Here is a 16,232-nt window from a genome sequence, read left to right as displayed (position 1 = left end):
GCCCGGCCGTGGCGTCACGGCCGGGATGGTCGGCCGCACCCTCGGCATGGTCACCGAGCTCGACGCCGACCTCCAGCCCGCCGGCTGGCGGCTGACGGGGACGTCAGGTGCCCCGGCCGTCGACCAGCGCCGCGCCCGCAGCCTGCTCGGCCAGGACCTCGACAGCTTCGAGGACCAGGCCGCCGGCGCGCCCGGGCCGATCAAGGTCCAGGTCGCCGGGCCGTGGACGTTGGCCGCGACCGTCGAGCGGCCGCGCGGCGACAAGATCCTGGCCGACCACGGTGCCCGGCGCGAGCTGGCGCAGGCGCTCGCCCTGGCGGTGTCCGACCACGTCGCCGACGTACGACGACGCGTGCCCGGTGCCGCACGCATCGTGGTGCAGGTCGACGAGCCGGCCCTCCCCGGCGTGCTCGCGGGCGCCGTGCCGACCGCCTCGGGCTTCGGCCGGCACCGCACCGTCCACCCGCCCGAGGCGAGCGAGTCGCTCGGCTGGGTGCTCGACGCGGCTCGTGACGCCGGGGCCGAGCCCTGGGTCCACTGCTGCGCGCCGGACGCTCCGCTCGCCCTGCTGCGCGGCGCCGGAGCGGCCGGTCTGGCCGTCGACCTGTCCCAGGTTGGAGCGGCCGGTCACGACGTCCTCGCCGAGGCCCTCGAGGCAGGGGAGAGCGTGGTCCTCGGCCTGGTGCCGAGCGTCGACCCTGGTGCGGCCCCGACGGAGAAGGACGTCGTCGGCGCCGTCCATCGTTGGCTCGACGTCGTCGGCCTCGACCCCGGTCAGGTCACGGACCAGCTCGTGCTGTCACCGGCCTGCGGGCTCGCGGGCGCGTCGTCCGGATGGGCGCTCCAGGCGCTCCGGCTGCTTCGCTCGGCGGCCGGTTCCCTCTCCTGACGCGTCCTCAGCGGTAGGCGACGCGGTCCACGCGGTCGTGGTAGTGCCGACCGATCTTGCCGCCGGCGGCTGCCGCCAGCAGGGTGCCGAGCAGCAGGGCGACCCCGGTGATGATGCCGCCCCAGGTCGCGGTCTCGGTCGGGATCGGGACGCGCGGCAGGTCCACCCGGTCGAGGACGTTGTACTGGTCGCCGAAGACGACCCCGCAGATGACGGCCGCGATCGTGACCAGCAGCCCGATCAGCCACACCGTCACGCCCTGACGGGCGCCGTCGAAGCGCGACATCCGCCCGGCGACGTACCCACCGAAGTAGTAGGCGGTCATCATCACCGCGACGACGGCGATCGCGGCGGCGAGCCCGATGGCCCCGGCCTCGCGCTGGGCCTGGTCCTGGCTCAGGTCGGTGGCAGCGCCGATCGCGGACGCCACGGCGCCCAGGATGCTGGTCAGCAGGACCGTCAGCGCGATGGCGACCAGCCAGCCCGCGAAGGCGGCGCCGAGGTTGACGCCTCCGAACCTGGCGTGCGCTTGGTGCTGGGCCGCGGCGCCCGTGCGCTCGTCGACGTGCTCGCCGCTGTGGGCACCAGTGTGCCCCCCGGCGTGCCTGTCGGTGTGCTCGTCGGTGTGCTCGTCGGTGTGCCTGTCGGTGTGCCTGTCGGTGTGCCCGTCAGTGTGCTTGTCGGCGTGCGTGCGGTCCCGGTGGGTGAGGTGAACCATGGTCGTTGCCTCCTTCGGCAGTCCTGTTGGACCCAGAGGCGGTACCCCCGTTGCCGGGCGGCATCCCACCAGCAGACGTACGACGGCCCGCACCCCTCGTGGGGGCGCGGGCCGTCGGTGTCGTTGCGGAGGCGGTCAGCCCACGTGCACGCCACCTTCGGGACCGTCCGTCGCCAGCTCGGTGTGCTTGACGTTGAGGAAGGTCCAGATCACTGCCGAAGCAGCGAGCATCATCACGGAACCGACCAGGAAGGCAGCCGTGGCACCGGAGGTGAAGCTGCCCTGGAAGATGCCGAGCTCGAACAGCGTCATGTCGCTGCCCTGGATCGGCGTGGTCGGGTCGATCCCTGCCTGGGCGAACCCTTCCTTCAGCGGCCCCGAGATCTCGTCCGCCCGGTTGTTGGTGAAGTGCAGCGCCACCGTGCTCAGCATCGCGAGCCCGAGGGCGCCGCCGACCTGCTGCATGGTGTTGAGCACGCCGGAGCCGATGCCCGAGTCCTCGGCCTGCACGTGGTGCACGGCCGTCAGGGTCAGCGGCACGAACACCATGCCCATGCCGATCGCCATCAGCAGGATGAACGGGAACAGCTCGGTCCAGTAGCTGACGCCGGTGCCCAGCGACTCCTGGGCGCCGAGGGCACCGAGGATCGCCGACGGGCTGTCGTCGACCTCGATCCGCGAGTACATGAACAGCGCGACGGCCGCCAGCAGGGTGCCGGTGCCCGCGAGCCAGCGGGTGTCGATCCGGGCGACCAGGTTGGAGGAGAGCGCGGCGCCGATCACGATGCCGAACGAGAACGGCAGGAACGCGAAGCCGGCCTCGAGCGGGCTGAAGCCCATGATCTGCTGGATGAACAGGCTCAGGTAGAAGAACATCGAGAACATCGCGGCCGGGGCGATCATCATCGCCACGAAGCTCGTGGCCCGGGTGCGGTTGGCGAAGATCCGCATCGGCAGCAGCGGGTGGTCGACCCGCGACTCGACGACGACGAAGGCGACCAGCAGGGCGATGCCGACGGCGAGCGAGCCGATCGTCTGGGAGTGGTCCCAGCCGTAGGCCTCCTCACCGGCGCGCGACAGGCCGAACACGATGCCGAGCAGGCCGAGGGTGCCGGTGATGGCGCCCGGGATGTCGAGCCAGCCGGTATGCTTCTCGGACTCCTTGAGCACCCGCGGAGCGGCGAGCGCCGCGACCACGCCGATCGGGACGTTGATCAGGAAGGTGAGTCGCCAGCCGTCGACGCCCAGCGGCTGGTCGAGGCCGGTGAGCCAGCCACCGAGGATCAGGCCGATGGCCGCGCCGATGCCGGACATCGTGGCGTACGCCGCCATCGCCCGGTTGCGCTGCGGACCGGCGGGGAAGGTCGTGGTGATCAGCGCCAGGGCCGCGGGAGCGGCGAGTGCGGCGCCGACGCCCTGGAGACCACGGGAGCCGAGCAGCAGGACCTCGTTCTGGGCGAGGCCGCCCAGCAGGGAGCCGATCGCGAACACCGAGAGGCCGGTGATGAACAGCCGGCGCCGCCCGTAGAGGTCGCCGAGGCGTCCACCGAGGAGCAGCAGGCCGCCGAACGCGAGCGCGTAGCCGGTGACGATCCAGGTGAGGTTGGCCTGGGAGATGCCGAGGTCGGCACCGATGTAGGGGAGTGCGATGTTGGCGATGGTCGAGTCGAGCACGACCATCAGCTGTGCAGTGAGGATGAGCACGAGGGCGAGACCCGCGTGCGGGACCTTGGCCTTCTTCTCCTGCTCCAGCGGCGCGTCCGGGGAGATCGTCCCCTCGGCGCCGACGGATTCGGTGTGGGTCATGGTGGGGATTCCTTGAAGGGTGTCGGAGTTGTTGTGACGGTGGTGCGGGTCAGCCGCGGGTCACGGCCGGGAGGATGATCTGATCGACCACAGCGGCGATCACCTCGTTGGTGGGCGGTTCGCCCAGGAGGAACGTGCGGTGCAGGACGATGCCGGGGAGTGCGGCCGCGATCAGGTCGAGGTCGAGGTCGTCGCGGATCTCGCCACGCGCCTGCGCCCGCTGGAACATCGCGGTCGACATCGCCTTCTTCGGTCCGATGAAGTCACGGCGGAAGGCCTCGGCGAACTCGGCGTCGCGTGCCATCGCCGTGATGACGCTGCCGAGGATCGCGATCTGCCGGGCGTCGGTCAGGCCGCCCATGCCGCAGAAGGCTCCGACCAGGTCACCGCGGAGCGAGCCGGTGTCGGGGGCCGTCATCGGCTCCTTCTGCGAGATCAGCGCGTCGATGACGAGCTGCGCCTTGCCGTTCCACCGCCGGTAGAGCGTCGCCTTCGACGCCTTGGCCCGGGTGGCGACGGCGTCCATCGTCAGCCGGTCGTAGCCGACCTCGGCGAGGACGTCGATGGTGCTGTCGAGGATCTCCTGCTCCCGCTCACCCTCGACCCGCGGACGCGACTGTGGGTCGGCGGCCTGGGCGGCTTGCGTGGGGGACATCGGGCACCTCTCAGATGGAACGGTACGGTTTCGTTTGAACAGATAGTACGGAACGGTTTCGTTTCGCGCAAGCCTGTTTTTCGCGTCACCAGTACGACACCGAGCGAGCGGCAGCTGTGACATCCCGCCACCGAGGGGCGGGCTCGGGTCAGTGCCGCAGCATCGCGAGGGCGCTCGTGGCCGCGACGTCGTTCCACACGGCGGCGCCCCGCAGCAGGTAGTGGCCGGCCGGCCCCATGTCGGTGAAGGTCGCCGACCGTGCGACGTCGCGGGAGCGCGCCACGAACTCGAGCGAGGCGGCGTACGACGTGATCCGGTCGCGGCGACCGTGCGCCACCGCCAGCTCCTTGCCGCGCAGCGCGGCCACCGGCTCGCCCGGCGGGAACCACGGCGCCAGCGCGACGACTCCCCGCACCGCGGCGTCGTCGGCGACCCGGGCACCGGTCCGGGCGCCCATCGAGTGGCCGACGATGACGACGGGGACGTCGACCGTCGCTCGGATCTGGTCCAGGGCCCACCGGGCATCGGGCACGGGCGCCGGCGCGGAGCCGTCGTTCCAGCCGCGCTGGCCGTAGCGCAGCAGCCAGACCGCCACGCCGTGCTCGGCCACGCGCCCCGCGAGCGCGCCCTGGAGCCGCCGCGCACGACGCCAGCTCAGGTTGCCGCCGTGGACCGGCGCCTCCGAGCGCTGGGTGCCGCCGTGGAGCGTGAGGATGACCGCGCGGACGGGACCCTTGGCGTCCGCGCGGGTGATGCTGGGTGTGCCCACGATTCACCTACCCTCGCAGGGTCGTTCGTCGTCGGCAGCCGATCGGATGGCCACGCTCGCCCGGGGGTCGCGATGTCGGTGCGACGCGGCAAGATGTGTCCATGAGCGACTCGGTGCCCGCCGTGCCCACCCCGTCCGCCGACGCCCGCGAGGAGCACCAGCAGCTGGCGCAGGACATCGAGGACGCGCGCTGGCGCTACTTCGTGCTCGACCAACCGACGTTGTCCGACGCGGAGTACGACGTGAAGTGGCGCCGGATCAACGAGCTCGAGGAGCAGTTCCCCGAGCTGCAGACCCCCGACAGCCCGACCCAGAAGGTCGGCGGCACGTTCTCCACCGAGTTCACCACGGTCGACCACCTGCAGCGGATGGAGAGCCTCGACAACGCCTTCTCCTTCGAGGAGCTCGAGGCCTGGCACGCGCGGATCGCGCGCGACGGTGCCGGCGACGCCGCGCTGCTGTGCGAGCTCAAGGTCGACGGGCTCGCGATCAACCTGCTCTACGAGAAGGGCCGCCTGGTGAGGGCGCTCACCCGCGGCGACGGGCGCCAGGGGGAGGACGTCACCCCCAACGTCCGGACCATCGCCGACATCCCCGACCGGCTCGCGGCCAGCGACGACTACCCGGTGCCCGACCTGCTCGAGGTGCGTGGCGAGGTGTTCTTGTCGATCGCCGCGTTCGACAAGCTCAACGAGTCCCTCGTCGACGCCGGCAAGCCGATGTTCGCCAACCCCCGCAACTCCGCGGCCGGCTCGCTGCGCCAGAAGGACCCGCGGGTCACCGCGAGCCGCGACCTCGGGATGGTCTGCCACGGCATCGGTGCCCGCAAGGGGTTCGAGCCCACCGCGCAGTCCGACGCCTACGCCGCGCTCCAGGCGTGGGGCCTGCCGACCAGCAAGCGGGTGAAGGTGCTGGCGACCCTCGACGAGGTGAAGGAGTTCATCACCTACTACGGCGAGCACCGCCACGACGTCACCGAGCACGAGATCGACGGGGTCGTGATCAAGGTCGACGACGTGTCGCTCCAGCGCCGGCTCGGGTCGACCAGCCGCGCGCCGCGGTGGGCGATCGCGTTCAAGTACCCGCCCGAGGAGGTCAACACCTTGCTCCTCGAGATCCGGGTCAACGTGGGCCGCACCGGCCGGGTCACGCCGTACGGCGTCATGGAGCCCACCAAGGTCGCCGGCTCGACCGTGGAGCGGGCGACCCTGCACAACGCCTACGAGGTCAAGCGCAAGGACGTCCGCCCCGGCGACACCGTGATCCTGCGCAAGGCCGGCGACGTGATCCCCGAGATCCTCGGACCGGTGCTCGGGCTGCGTCCCGAGGGCCTGCCCGAGTGGGTGATGCCGACCGAGTGCCCCTCCTGCGGCACGACGCTGGCCGAGCAGAAGGAGGGCGACAAGGACCTGCGCTGCCCCAACTCCCGCTCCTGCAAGGCCCAGACCATGGAGCGGGTCTTCCACGTGGCCAGCCGCAACGCCTTCGACATCGAGGGACTCGGTTACGAGGCCGCGGCCGCCTTGATCGACGCCGGTGTGCTGGAGAACGAGGGCGACGTGTTCGACCTCGACGGCGACAAGCTGCTGCGCGCGCCGCTCTTCACCCGCGCGCCCAAGAAGGGCGAGGAGGGCCCGCAGCTCAGCGCCAACGGCGTGGCGTTGCTCGACAACCTCGGCACGCGCAAGCAGGTGCCGCTGTGGCGGGTGCTCGTCGCGCTGTCGATCCGCCACGTCGGCCCGACCGCGGCACGGGCGCTGGCGACCGAGTTCGAGTCGATGGAGGCGATCCGTGCCGCCAGCGAGGAGCAGCTCGCTGCCGCCGAGGGCGTGGGCCCGACCATCGCCGAGGCCGTCATCGAGTGGTTCGCCGTCGACTGGCACGTCGACATCGTCGAGAAGTGGGCGGCCGCCGGCGTCGCGATGGCCGACGAGCGCGACAGCTCCGTCGCCCGCACGCTCGAGGGGCTCACCGTCGTGGTGACCGGCTCGCTCCAGGACTTCAGCCGCGACTCCGCCAAGGAGGCGATCATCGCCCGCGGCGGCAAGGCGGCCGGCTCGGTGTCGAAGAAGACCGACTACGTCGTGATCGGCGACAACGCCGGCTCCAAGGCCGACAAGGCCGAGCAGCTCGGCGTACCGATCCTCGACGAGGCGGGCTTCAAGCAGCTGCTTGCAGACGGACCGCCGGCTTCTTGACGGATGCGGGCGGTCGGCTCCTCGCGCCGATTCTCGTCCGGGTTGCAGACTGGCGGTGTGAAGCGTCTCCTGGCCGCGCTGACGTGCATCTGCGTGCTCGTGGGCTGTGCCGACCCGGGCTCCGAGCCGAGCGACGTCAGCCCCAACCCGCCGCCCGCGCCGTCCGCGTCGGAGGAGGAGCGGTCGCCATCGACGGCTCCCGCCCCTGAGGGACCGACGGAGTCGGCCGAGCCCTCGGAGCCGTCGGGACCGTCAGGGCCGCCGAATCCGGTCTCGCTTCCCGCCCTCATGCAGCAGGAGTACGACGGGGGCCGGCTCCGGCTCGGCAACGAGGTCTACGCGACCGCGACCCAGCGCCAGTACGAGGTCACCTACCGCGGCGACGGCCTCACCATCTCGGGACGGATCGCGATCCCCGAGGGGGACGGGCCGTTCCCGGCGATCGTGCTCGCCCACGGCTACATCGACCCGGCGTACTACGTGAACGGCCAGGGGATGACCCGTGAGCGGGAGTGGTTCGCTGCCCGCGGTTACATCGCGCTGCACGTGGACTACCGCAACCACGCGGGCTCCGACGACACCGCGCTGGCCCAGCAGGGGAGGGGCGAGGCGGACCTGCGGATGGGCTACACCGAGGACGTGATCAACGCGGTGCTCGCGCTGCGGTCCTGGGACGGTCCGGTCGACGACGAGCAGATCGCCGTCGGCGGCAGGTCCATGGGCGGCGGCGTCGTCTACAACGTGCTCGTCGCGCAGCCCGGTCTCGTGGATGCCGGCGTCGTCTGGGCGCCGGTCAGCTCCGATGCCGTCGACAACTACGACCGCTGGATCGGGCGCAACCCGGAGCGGCGGGACATCGTGTCGGCGATCGACCGGCTCCACGGCCTGCCGCGCGACAACCCCGAGTTCTGGCGGGGGATCAGCGCACGCACCTACTTCGACCAGGTCACCGAGCCGGTGCTGATCCACCACGGCACCGCCGACGACACCTGCCCGATCCGCTGGAGCCGCGAGACCCACCGGCTCCTGCGCCGCGACGGGGTCGACGCGACCCTCGCCGTCTATCCCGGCGAGGGCCACGCCTTCGGCCCGCAGTTCTTCGCCTCGATGGAGCGCACCGACCGGTTCCTGCGCCAGCACCTCCGATAGCGCCGACCCGTCGCGAACTTGGCGACGGGTCGACGCGTTTGTGGGCTGAGTTTGTGACGGGTCGACGCGTCTGCGAGCTGAGTTTGTGACGGGTCGGTCAGGACTCGTAGGTCCGGCCGCCGAGCTTCAGCTCGATCGTCTGCTCCTCCACGTAGGTGGACTCGTCCCACTCGCACTCGTCGGGGTTGTCGTAGCAGTTCTCCATGAACTCGTTGTCGGTGAAGCAGTCGTCGCCGAGCTCGGCCGGGCAGATCGGGAACCGCTGGGTCTCGGTGACGGCAGGGGGCTGCGGGATCGCGGGCTGCGCGTAGGGCTCGGTGGTGCACTCACCCGTGGCCGAGTCGCAGGTGCGCACCTCGTTCTTGCCCACGTGGAACCGGTCGCCGTCGGCGGTCCAGCCCCAGTCGTACGCCGGACCGGTGAACGTGACGGAGGAGCCGGTGTCGACGTCGTAGACCTCGAACTCGACCTGGCTCCCGGCGACCGACTCCTCGCCCTCGTAGACCAGCTCGGCGTACCGGCCGTCGGGGGAGAGGTTGAAGTAGCCCGGGTCGTCGACCGTCAGCAGCACCTCGCCGTTGCCGGCGTCGACGACGGCCGGGTTGCCGTCGACCTCGGTCCCGACGCGTCCTTCGGTGACACCCCACGCGCTCGGCACGTCCGACTCGGCGGAGGTGCCGGACCTCCAGTCGACGGCGACGATCCGGTTGTCGTAGCCGTCCTGCACGTAGACGGTGTCGCCGTCGATGGAGACGGGGAACCAGTTCTCGGTCGTCGGACCGACCGTCACCCGCGCCTCCTCGGTGTCGGCCGTCACGTCGTAGACGACGACCTCGAGGTCGCCGTCGACCGCCTCGGCGTAGGCGACGTACGGCTGGTCGACGTCGCTGGCGTGCACCGTCTCCTCGGTCTCGAGGGCGAGCCGCTGCACGTCGCCGTCGGGCGTCACCAGCGAGAAGCGCTGGGGACCGCCGCCGTCGCTCCACGCGTTGTCGCCGTGACGGACGAGCACGCCGGCCGAGGTGTAGTACAGCGACTTGACGGCCTTGTCGTCGATGACGGCCTCGTGGTCCGGGCCGTCGTAGAAGACGTGGTTGCCGTAGGAGAAGGCCGCGCCGCTGCTGGCCGGCGCGGCCGCTGCGTCGGAGGCTGCCCTGCCGGGGTCGTCGCCCCCTCCGAGCGCGGCGACGGTGCCGCTGACGATCACGGCGGCCGCGACGCCGCTGGCGCCGACGACGAGCCGATGGCGGCGGCGGAGGCCGCGACCCTGGCGGAGCACGGCACCGGCGGCCGGAGGCGGGACGGGGAGAGCGAGGGCCTCACCGTCGAGCAGCTGCTTGAGTCGTTCAGTCATTGAGCGCTCCTGTGGTGATGACGCTGTCGCCGAGCAGGGCTCGCAGCTTGGACAGCGCCTCGGACGTCTGGGACTTCACGGTGCCCTCGGTGATGCCGAGGGCGTGGGCGACCTGGGCCACGCTCAGGTCCTCGTAGAAGCGGAGTACGACGACCGCCCGCTGCCTCGGGGGCAGCGTGCTCAGCGCGTCGATCACGGTGCGCCGCTCGCTGAACTCGGTCTCGTGCCCGGACGTCTGTGCCGTCTCGGGCAGCACCTCGGTCGGGCGCTCGTTGCGCCAGCCCTTCTTGCGGAACCACGACGCCGCCGTGTTCACCAGCGTGGTCCGCGCGTAGCCCGGGGCGGCGTCGACGCTGCGCACCCGGCGCCAGTTGGCGTAGGTCTTCGCGAGCGCCGTCTGCACGAGGTCCTCGGCGTCGGCGGGGTCGCCGAGCATCAGGTAGGCGGTGCGGTAGAGGCTCGCCCAGCAGGCATGCACGAGCTCGGCGAACTCCTCGTCCGTCGGCGGTCGCGTCATCCGGTCACCCTCTCCTACGCCAGTTGGTCGGTCTCCCTGACAGATGCCGCGGGGGGCGGCAGAGGTTGGACGCGATTTTCGTGGCGCCGTCGATCCGGGTCGCTACGCCACCCCTTGTGCCTCGACCTCGGCGTCGCGGGCCCGGCGAGCGAGCCGGCTGTGGGTCCTGCCGTACGCGGCGTAGAAGACGATGCCGATCGCCATCCACACCAGGAAGCGCACCCAGGTGCCGCCGGTGAGGTTGAGCATCAGGTAGAGGCAGAGCAGCGCCGACCCGACTGCCACGACCCAGACCGCCGGGGTCCGGAAGGCTCGCGGGAGGTCGGGTCGGGTGCGCCGCAACACCACGACGCCGAGGCTGACCAGCACGAAGGCGAACAGGGTGCCGATGCTGACCAGGTGGACCAGCGTCTCCAGGTCGACGAGCCCGCCGATCACCGCCACCGCGACGCCGGTGCCGGCCGTGATCACCCACGGGGTGCGGAAGGTCGGGTGCACCTTGGCCAGGGCGGGGGGCAGCAGGCCGTCGCGAGCCATCGCGAACGCGACCCGGGTCTGGCCGAGCATCAGGATCATCACCACGACGATCAGTCCGATGCAGGCGCCGATCGCGATCAGCCGCCCCATCCAGTCCATGCCCACGGCATCGAAGGCGGTGGCCAGGGGAGCGGCGTCCAACGCGTCGATGTCGGTGTAGTTCTGCATGCCGGTGATCACCAGGCTCACGGCGATGTAGAGCACCGTCACGATCGCGAGCGAGCCGAGGATGCCGCGCGGGATGTCGCGCTGGGGGTTGCGGGTCTCCTCGGCGGTGGTCGCCAGGATGTCGAACCCGATGAAGGCGAAGAACACGATCGAGGCCGCCGAGATCACGCCCGCGACGCCGTACACCGCCGGGTCGAGGCCGAAGATCCAGGTGATCAGCGTGGTGTCCATGAACCCGGCTTCGGTGTCCGGTGCCGGCTTCGACTCGGGGACGAACGGCGAGTAGTTGCCGAAGTCGATGTGGGAGACGCCGAACAGGATGACCGCGGCGATCACCAGCAGCTTGACCGCGACGATGACCTGGTTGAGGCGGCTCGAGAACTTGATGCCGGCGATGAGCACGCCGGTCACCAGCAGCGCGATGAGCACGGCGGGCAGGTCGATGGTCCCCCCGGCCGCCGACCCGAGCTGTGCCGGAACCTCGAACGGCGTGCCCTCGACGACCTCCTGGAAGTAGCCGGAGAAGCTCGTCGACAGCGCGGCGGCACCGATCGTGAACTCCAGCGCCAGGTCCCAGCCGATGATCCACGCGATCAGCTCGCCGAAGGTCGCGTAGCTGAAGGTGTAGGCGCTTCCGGCGACCGGCACCGTCGAGGCGAACTCCGCGTAGCAGAGGGCCGCGAGCGCGCAGGCGAGGCCGGCGATCGCGAAGGAGATCGTGATGGCCGGTCCGGCGTTCGACTTGGCCACCGTGCCGGTGATGACGAAGATGCCGGCGCCGATGATCACGCCGACGCCGAAGACGATCAGGTCGACGACTCCGAGGTCCTTCTTGAGCCGGTGCTCCGGCTCGTCGGTCTCAGCGATCGACTGCTCGACGGTCTTGGTGCGGAGCAGAGTTGCACGCAGGTTCATGGGGGCGTCTCCTTCGTCCCGAGCCGGACACCTGACTATCCGAGGGCAACCCTAGACTGACCCGCATGCCTGAGATCTCCCGTGACGAGGTGGCCCACCTGGCCGATCTCGCCCGGATCGACCTCGATGACGCGGAGCTGGACCACCTCGCACCCCAGCTCGCCGTGATCCTCGAGTCGGTCGCCAGCATTGCCTCCGTCGAGGGACTCGACGAGGTCCCCCCGACCTCGCACCCGATCCCCGTGACCAACGTGTTCCGTGACGACGTCGTCGTCCCCGGACTGACCGCCGAGCAGGCGCTCTCAGGCGCGCCCGCCCGCGAGGGCCAGCGGTTCAGCGTCCCGCGGATCCTGGGGGACGAGCAGTGACCGACTGGATCAAGAAGACCGCGGCCGAGCTGGCCGACGCGCTCGCCGCGGGCGAGGTGACCTCGGTCGAGCTGACCCAGGCGCACCTCGACCGGATCGCTGCCGTCGACGGTGACGCGACCGCGGGCATCCACGCCTTCCTCCACGTCGACGCCGAGGGCGCGCTCGCCCAGGCGGCCGCGTCCGACGAGCGCCGCGCCGCCGGCGCGCCGCTGCACCCGCTCGACGGGGTGCCGATCGCGGTCAAGGACGTGCTCACCACCCAGGGCCTGCCGACGACCTGCGGCTCCAAGATCCTCGAGGGCTGGGTCCCGCCGTACGACGCGACCGTCGTACGCCGGATCAAGGCGGCCGGCCTGCCGATCCTCGGCAAGACCAACATGGACGAGTTCGCCATGGGCAGCTCGACCGAGCACTCCGCCTACGGGCCGACCCGCAACCCGTGGGACCAGACCCGGATCCCGGGTGGCTCCGGCGGCGGCTCGGCGGCGGCCGTTGCGTCGTACGAAGCGCCGCTGGCGATCGGCACCGACACCGGCGGCTCGATCCGGCAGCCGGGCGCGGTGACGGGGACGGTCGGCATGAAGCCGACGTACGGCGCCGTCTCCCGCTACGGCCTGGTCGCGCTCGCCAACAGTCTCGACCAGGCGGGGCCGGTCACCCGGACGGTGCTCGACGCGGCGTTGTTGCAGGAGCTCATCGGCGGCCACGACCCGCTCGACTCGACCTCGGTCGACCAGCCGCTCCCGTCGCTCGTCGACGCCGCCCGCCAGGGCGCCACCGGTGACCTGACCGGGGTCCGGATCGGCGTGATCACCGAGCTCTCCGGCGACGGCTGGCAGCCGGGCGTGATGGCCCGCTTCCAGGAGTCGGTCGACCTGCTGGTCAAGGCGGGCGCCGAGGTGGTCGAGGTGTCGTGCCCGACCTTCGTGCACGCGCTCGCGACGTACTACCTGATCCTGCCGGCGGAGTGCTCGTCCAACCTCGCCAAGTTCGACGCCATGCGCTACGGCCTGCGCGTCGTTCCCGATGCTGCCAAGAACGGGGGCCTGCCGAGCGCCGAGGACGTCATGAAGGCGACCCGCGACGCCGGCTTCGGTGACGAGGTCAAGCGCCGGATCATCCTCGGCACCTACGCCCTGTCCAGTGGCTACTACGACGCCTACTACGGCCAGGCCCAGAAGGTGCGCACGCTGATCAGCCGCGACTTCGCGGCGGCGTTCGAGAAGGTCGACGTCCTCGTGTCGCCGACCGCGCCGACCACGGCCTTCGAGCTCGGCGAGAAGCTCGACGACCCGCTGGCGATGTACCTCAACGACCTGGCGACCATCCCCGCCAACCTGGCCGGGACCCCCGGCATCTCGGTGCCCGCCGGGCTCGCCGACGAGGACGGCCTGCCGGTCGGCTTCCAGGTCCTCGCGCCCGCGCTGGCCGACGACCGGTGCTACCGGGTCGGCGCCGCACTGGAGGCACTGCTGGCCGCCGAGTGGGGCGGGCCGCTGCTCGCCCAGGCCCCTGCCGTGGAGGAGATCCGATGACCCGCCAAGAGACCGCAGAGCTGATCCCGTTCGATGACGTCGTGGCGTCGTACGACCCGGCGCTGGGCCTCGAGGTCCACGTCGAGCTCAACACCCTGACCAAGATGTTCTGCGGCTGCCCGACGGAGTTCGGTGCCGAGCCGAACTCCCAGGTGTGCCCGACCTGCCTCGGGATGCCCGGCTCGATGCCCGTCGTCAACGGCAAGGCCGTCGAGTCGGCGATCCGGATCGGGCTGGCGCTCAACTGCGAGATCGCGGAGTGGTGCCGGTTCGCGCGGAAGAACTACTTCTACCCGGACATGCCAAAGAACTTCCAGACGTCGCAGTACGACGAGCCCATCTGCTTCGAGGGTTACATGGACGTCGAGGTCGATGGCGAGACGTTCCGCGTCGAGATCGAGCGCGCGCACATGGAGGAGGACACGGGCAAGTCCCTCCACGTCGGTGGCGCGACCGGCCGGATCCACGGTGCCGACTACTCGCTCGTCGACTACAACCGGGCCGGCATCCCCCTCATCGAGATCGTCACGAAGCCGATCACGGGCGCCGGGGCCAAGGCGCCCGAGGTCGCCCGCGCCTACGTCGCCCAGCTCCGCGACCTGATCGTCGCGCTGGGAGTGTCGGACGCGCGGATGGAGCAGGGCTCGATCCGCGCCGACGTCAACCTCTCGCTCGCCCCCAAGGGCTCCGGCGTCCTCGGCACCCGCACCGAGACCAAGAACGTCAACTCGCTGCGCTCCGTCGAGCGGGCGGTGCGCTACGAGATGTCGCGGCACGCCGCGATCCTCGGGCTCGGCGACAAGATCCTCCAGGAGACCCGCCACTGGCACGAGGACACCGGCGTCACCACGTCGGGTCGCGAGAAGTCCGACGCCGAGGACTACCGCTACTTCCCCGAGCCCGACCTGGTGCCCGTCGCCCCGTCGCGCGAGTGGGTCGAGGAGCTGCGCGCCACGCTGCCCGAGAACCCGACCGCCAAGCGCGCGCGGCTGCAGGCGGAGTGGGGCTTCTCCGACCTGGAGATGCGCGACACCGTCGGCGCCGGCGCGCTCGCGCTGGTCGAGCAGACGATCGCGGCCGGCGCCTCCCCGCAGGCAGCCCGCAAGTGGTGGCTCTCCGAGCTCGCCCGCCGCGCCAACGACACCGGTTTCGAGATCGACGCGTTGGGCGTGACACCGGAGCAGGTCGCCGCCGTCCAGGCGCTCGTCGACAGCGGCCGGATCAACGACAAGCTCGCCCGCCAGGTCTTCGACGGCCTGCTCGCCGGCGAGGGCACGCCGGAGGAGATCGTCGCCGCCCGCGGCCTCGAGATCGTCTCCGACGAGGGCGCCCTCTCGACCGCGGTCGACAACGCGATCGCCGCCAACCCCGACGTGGCCGACAAGATCCGCGACGGCAAGGTGGCTGCGGCCGGGGCCCTGATCGGCGCGGTCATGAAGGAGATGCGCGGCCAGGCCGACGCCGGACGGGTGCGCGAGCTGATCCTCGAGAAGCTCACCTGAGCGACCGGTCCGCCGTACGAGCCGATGGTGGTGATCCCGCCGCCCGGGATTAGGCTGCGAGCACCAATCCAATACGCCCGTGGCGGGGGAAGCCGGTCCGATTCCGGCGCTGACCCGCAACCGTAGGCCGCTCTCTCGGGGGCGCGGCGAGCCGGAGCACCTGTCATGGCGCGTCCTGACGAGTTCGCTGTCGCGGAGAGCAGCGGGTCGGGCCGAGGCAGTCGGTTCCACCCGTTGTTGCAGCGGGAAGGAACCCATGACCACCTCCATCAGGTCCGCCGTTCGCAAGGGCGGCGCCGCCCTGCTCGGCGGCACCCTCCTGGCGTCCGGCCTGGCCCTCGGCGGCCCGGCGCCCGCCGCGCAGGCGCACGAGGCCGACCCGGTTCCGGCCGACCGCGCCGCGGCCTGGCTCGAGAGCGAGCTGACCAACGGGGTCATCCACAATGACCAGTTCGACTTCGACGACTTCGGAGCGACCGTCGAGGCGGCGTACGCCCTCGACCTCGCCGGGCGCCGCGACAAGATGGGCGCGATCATCAACGCCCTCCGCACCAACGCCGAGTCCTACACGGCTCCGGGCGACGACGTGTACGCCGGCTCGACCGGCAAGCTGCTGTCGTTCGTCGTCGACCAGACCACCAGCAACCCGCGCACGTTCGGCGGTCTCGACCTGGTGGCCCAGCTGGAGGGCGTGACCACGCCGTCCGGTCGGATCGAGGACGTCAGTGCCTGGGGAGACTTCGCCAACGTCTTCGGCCAGTCCTGGGCGGTCCGCGGGCTGACCCTGACCGACTCCGCCGAAGCGCCGGCCGCGCTCGACTTCCTGCTCGGGCTGCAGTGCGGTCCGGGCTACTTCAACCTCGACTTCGCCACGCCGTGCAGCGATCCGGCACCGCCGGTCGACACGTCGGCCGTGGTCGCCGTACTCCTCTCCGACCTGGTGCCGGCCGACGCGGGCCAGGCCGCCGAGCTCGACGCGGCGATCGCCGAGGCGATCGCGTGGATCAAGAGCCAGCAGGCCGGCAACGGGTCCTTCGACGGTGGCACGGCGACCGAGGGCGCCAACGCCAACAGCACCGGGTTGGCTGGCTGGGCGCTCGACGTCGCGGGCGAGCACGAGGCCGCGGAGGCGGCCGCCGCCTGGATCCG

14 protein-coding genes are annotated in these 16,232 nt (G+C 71.3%); 7 read left to right on the top strand and 7 right to left on the bottom strand.

Annotation, left to right across the window (positions count from 1 at the left end; all coding sequences use genetic code 11):
* On the top strand, nt 1-889 hold an 889-nt coding region (locus H0488_RS14010; RefSeq protein ID WP_183099885.1), incomplete at its 5' end, for a uroporphyrinogen decarboxylase/cobalamine-independent methonine synthase family protein.
* Between the two features lie 7 nt (nt 890-896).
* Here the strand turns inward: H0488_RS14010 and H0488_RS14005 are convergent.
* From H0488_RS14005 to H0488_RS13990, 4 genes are all read right to left on the bottom strand, one after another.
* Nucleotides 897-1,607, bottom strand: a complete 711-nt coding sequence (locus H0488_RS14005) for a hypothetical protein (RefSeq protein ID WP_183099884.1) — start codon at nt 1,605-1,607, stop codon at nt 897-899.
* Nucleotides 1,608-1,742: 135 nt separating this feature from the next.
* Nucleotides 1,743-3,413, bottom strand: coding sequence for an MFS transporter (locus H0488_RS14000; RefSeq protein WP_183099883.1), 1,671 nt, complete (start codon nt 3,411-3,413; stop codon nt 1,743-1,745).
* A gap of 49 nt (nt 3,414-3,462) precedes the next feature.
* The gene (locus H0488_RS13995) at nt 3,463-4,068 is read right to left on the bottom strand and encodes a TetR/AcrR family transcriptional regulator (protein WP_183099882.1); all 606 of its coding nucleotides are present in this window, start codon (nt 4,066-4,068) and stop codon (nt 3,463-3,465) included.
* Between the two features lie 148 nt (nt 4,069-4,216).
* Nucleotides 4,217-4,837 carry an alpha/beta hydrolase gene (locus H0488_RS13990; RefSeq protein ID WP_220794581.1) on the bottom strand — a complete coding sequence of 207 codons (621 nt, stop codon included), beginning with the start codon at nt 4,835-4,837 and terminating at the stop codon, nt 4,217-4,219.
* Between the two features lie 101 nt (nt 4,838-4,938).
* Between H0488_RS13990 and ligA the strand changes: the two genes are divergently transcribed.
* Complete coding sequence (gene ligA / locus H0488_RS13985; protein ID WP_183099881.1) at nt 4,939-7,035, top strand: NAD-dependent DNA ligase LigA; 2,097 nt, start codon at nt 4,939-4,941, stop codon at nt 7,033-7,035.
* 57 nt (nt 7,036-7,092) lie between these two features.
* Nucleotides 7,093-8,184, top strand: a complete 1,092-nt coding sequence (locus H0488_RS13980) for an alpha/beta hydrolase family protein (protein ID WP_312856341.1) — start codon at nt 7,093-7,095, stop codon at nt 8,182-8,184.
* Between the two features lie 97 nt (nt 8,185-8,281).
* Here the strand turns inward: H0488_RS13980 and H0488_RS13975 are convergent, their stop codons facing one another.
* From H0488_RS13975 to H0488_RS13965, 3 genes are all read right to left on the bottom strand, one after another.
* A complete protein-coding gene (locus H0488_RS13975; protein WP_183099880.1) occupies nt 8,282-9,538 on the bottom strand; it encodes a hypothetical protein in 1,257 nt (418 codons plus the stop codon).
* On the bottom strand, nt 9,531-10,055 hold the full coding sequence (locus H0488_RS13970) for a SigE family RNA polymerase sigma factor (protein ID WP_183099879.1): 525 nt from the start codon (nt 10,053-10,055) through the stop codon (nt 9,531-9,533). Before H0488_RS13970 ends, H0488_RS13975 begins: the two co-directional genes overlap by 8 nt.
* A 102-nt stretch (nt 10,056-10,157) precedes the next feature.
* Nucleotides 10,158-11,675: an amino acid permease gene (locus H0488_RS13965; RefSeq protein ID WP_183099878.1), complete on the bottom strand. Its 1,518-nt coding sequence runs from the start codon at nt 11,673-11,675 to the stop codon at nt 10,158-10,160.
* A gap of 65 nt (nt 11,676-11,740) precedes the next feature.
* Between H0488_RS13965 and gatC the strand changes: the two genes are divergently transcribed.
* From gatC to H0488_RS13945, 4 genes are all read left to right on the top strand, one after another.
* Nucleotides 11,741-12,043 carry an Asp-tRNA(Asn)/Glu-tRNA(Gln) amidotransferase subunit GatC gene (gene gatC / locus H0488_RS13960; RefSeq protein WP_183099877.1) on the top strand — a complete coding sequence of 101 codons (303 nt, stop codon included), beginning with the start codon at nt 11,741-11,743 and terminating at the stop codon, nt 12,041-12,043.
* Nucleotides 12,040-13,581, top strand: coding sequence for an Asp-tRNA(Asn)/Glu-tRNA(Gln) amidotransferase subunit GatA (gatA, locus tag H0488_RS13955; RefSeq protein ID WP_183099876.1), 1,542 nt, complete (start codon nt 12,040-12,042; stop codon nt 13,579-13,581). The genes gatC and gatA overlap by 4 nt, the downstream gene beginning before the upstream one ends.
* Nucleotides 13,578-15,083, top strand: coding sequence for an Asp-tRNA(Asn)/Glu-tRNA(Gln) amidotransferase subunit GatB (gene gatB / locus H0488_RS13950; RefSeq protein WP_183099875.1), 1,506 nt, complete (start codon nt 13,578-13,580; stop codon nt 15,081-15,083). Before gatA ends, gatB begins: the two co-directional genes overlap by 4 nt.
* Nucleotides 15,084-15,339: 256 nt before the next feature.
* Nucleotides 15,340-16,232, top strand: an 893-nt coding sequence (locus tag H0488_RS13945; protein WP_183099874.1) for a hypothetical protein, incomplete at its 3' end; no start/stop codon positions are given.

Origin of the sequence: Nocardioides pelophilus (assembly GCF_014180685.1) — a bacterium.
GTDB lineage: Bacteria > Actinomycetota > Actinomycetes > Propionibacteriales > Nocardioidaceae > Nocardioides > Nocardioides pelophilus.
Note: the sequence above shows the minus strand (reverse complement) of the source record. Positions and strands in the feature narration are given on the sequence as shown.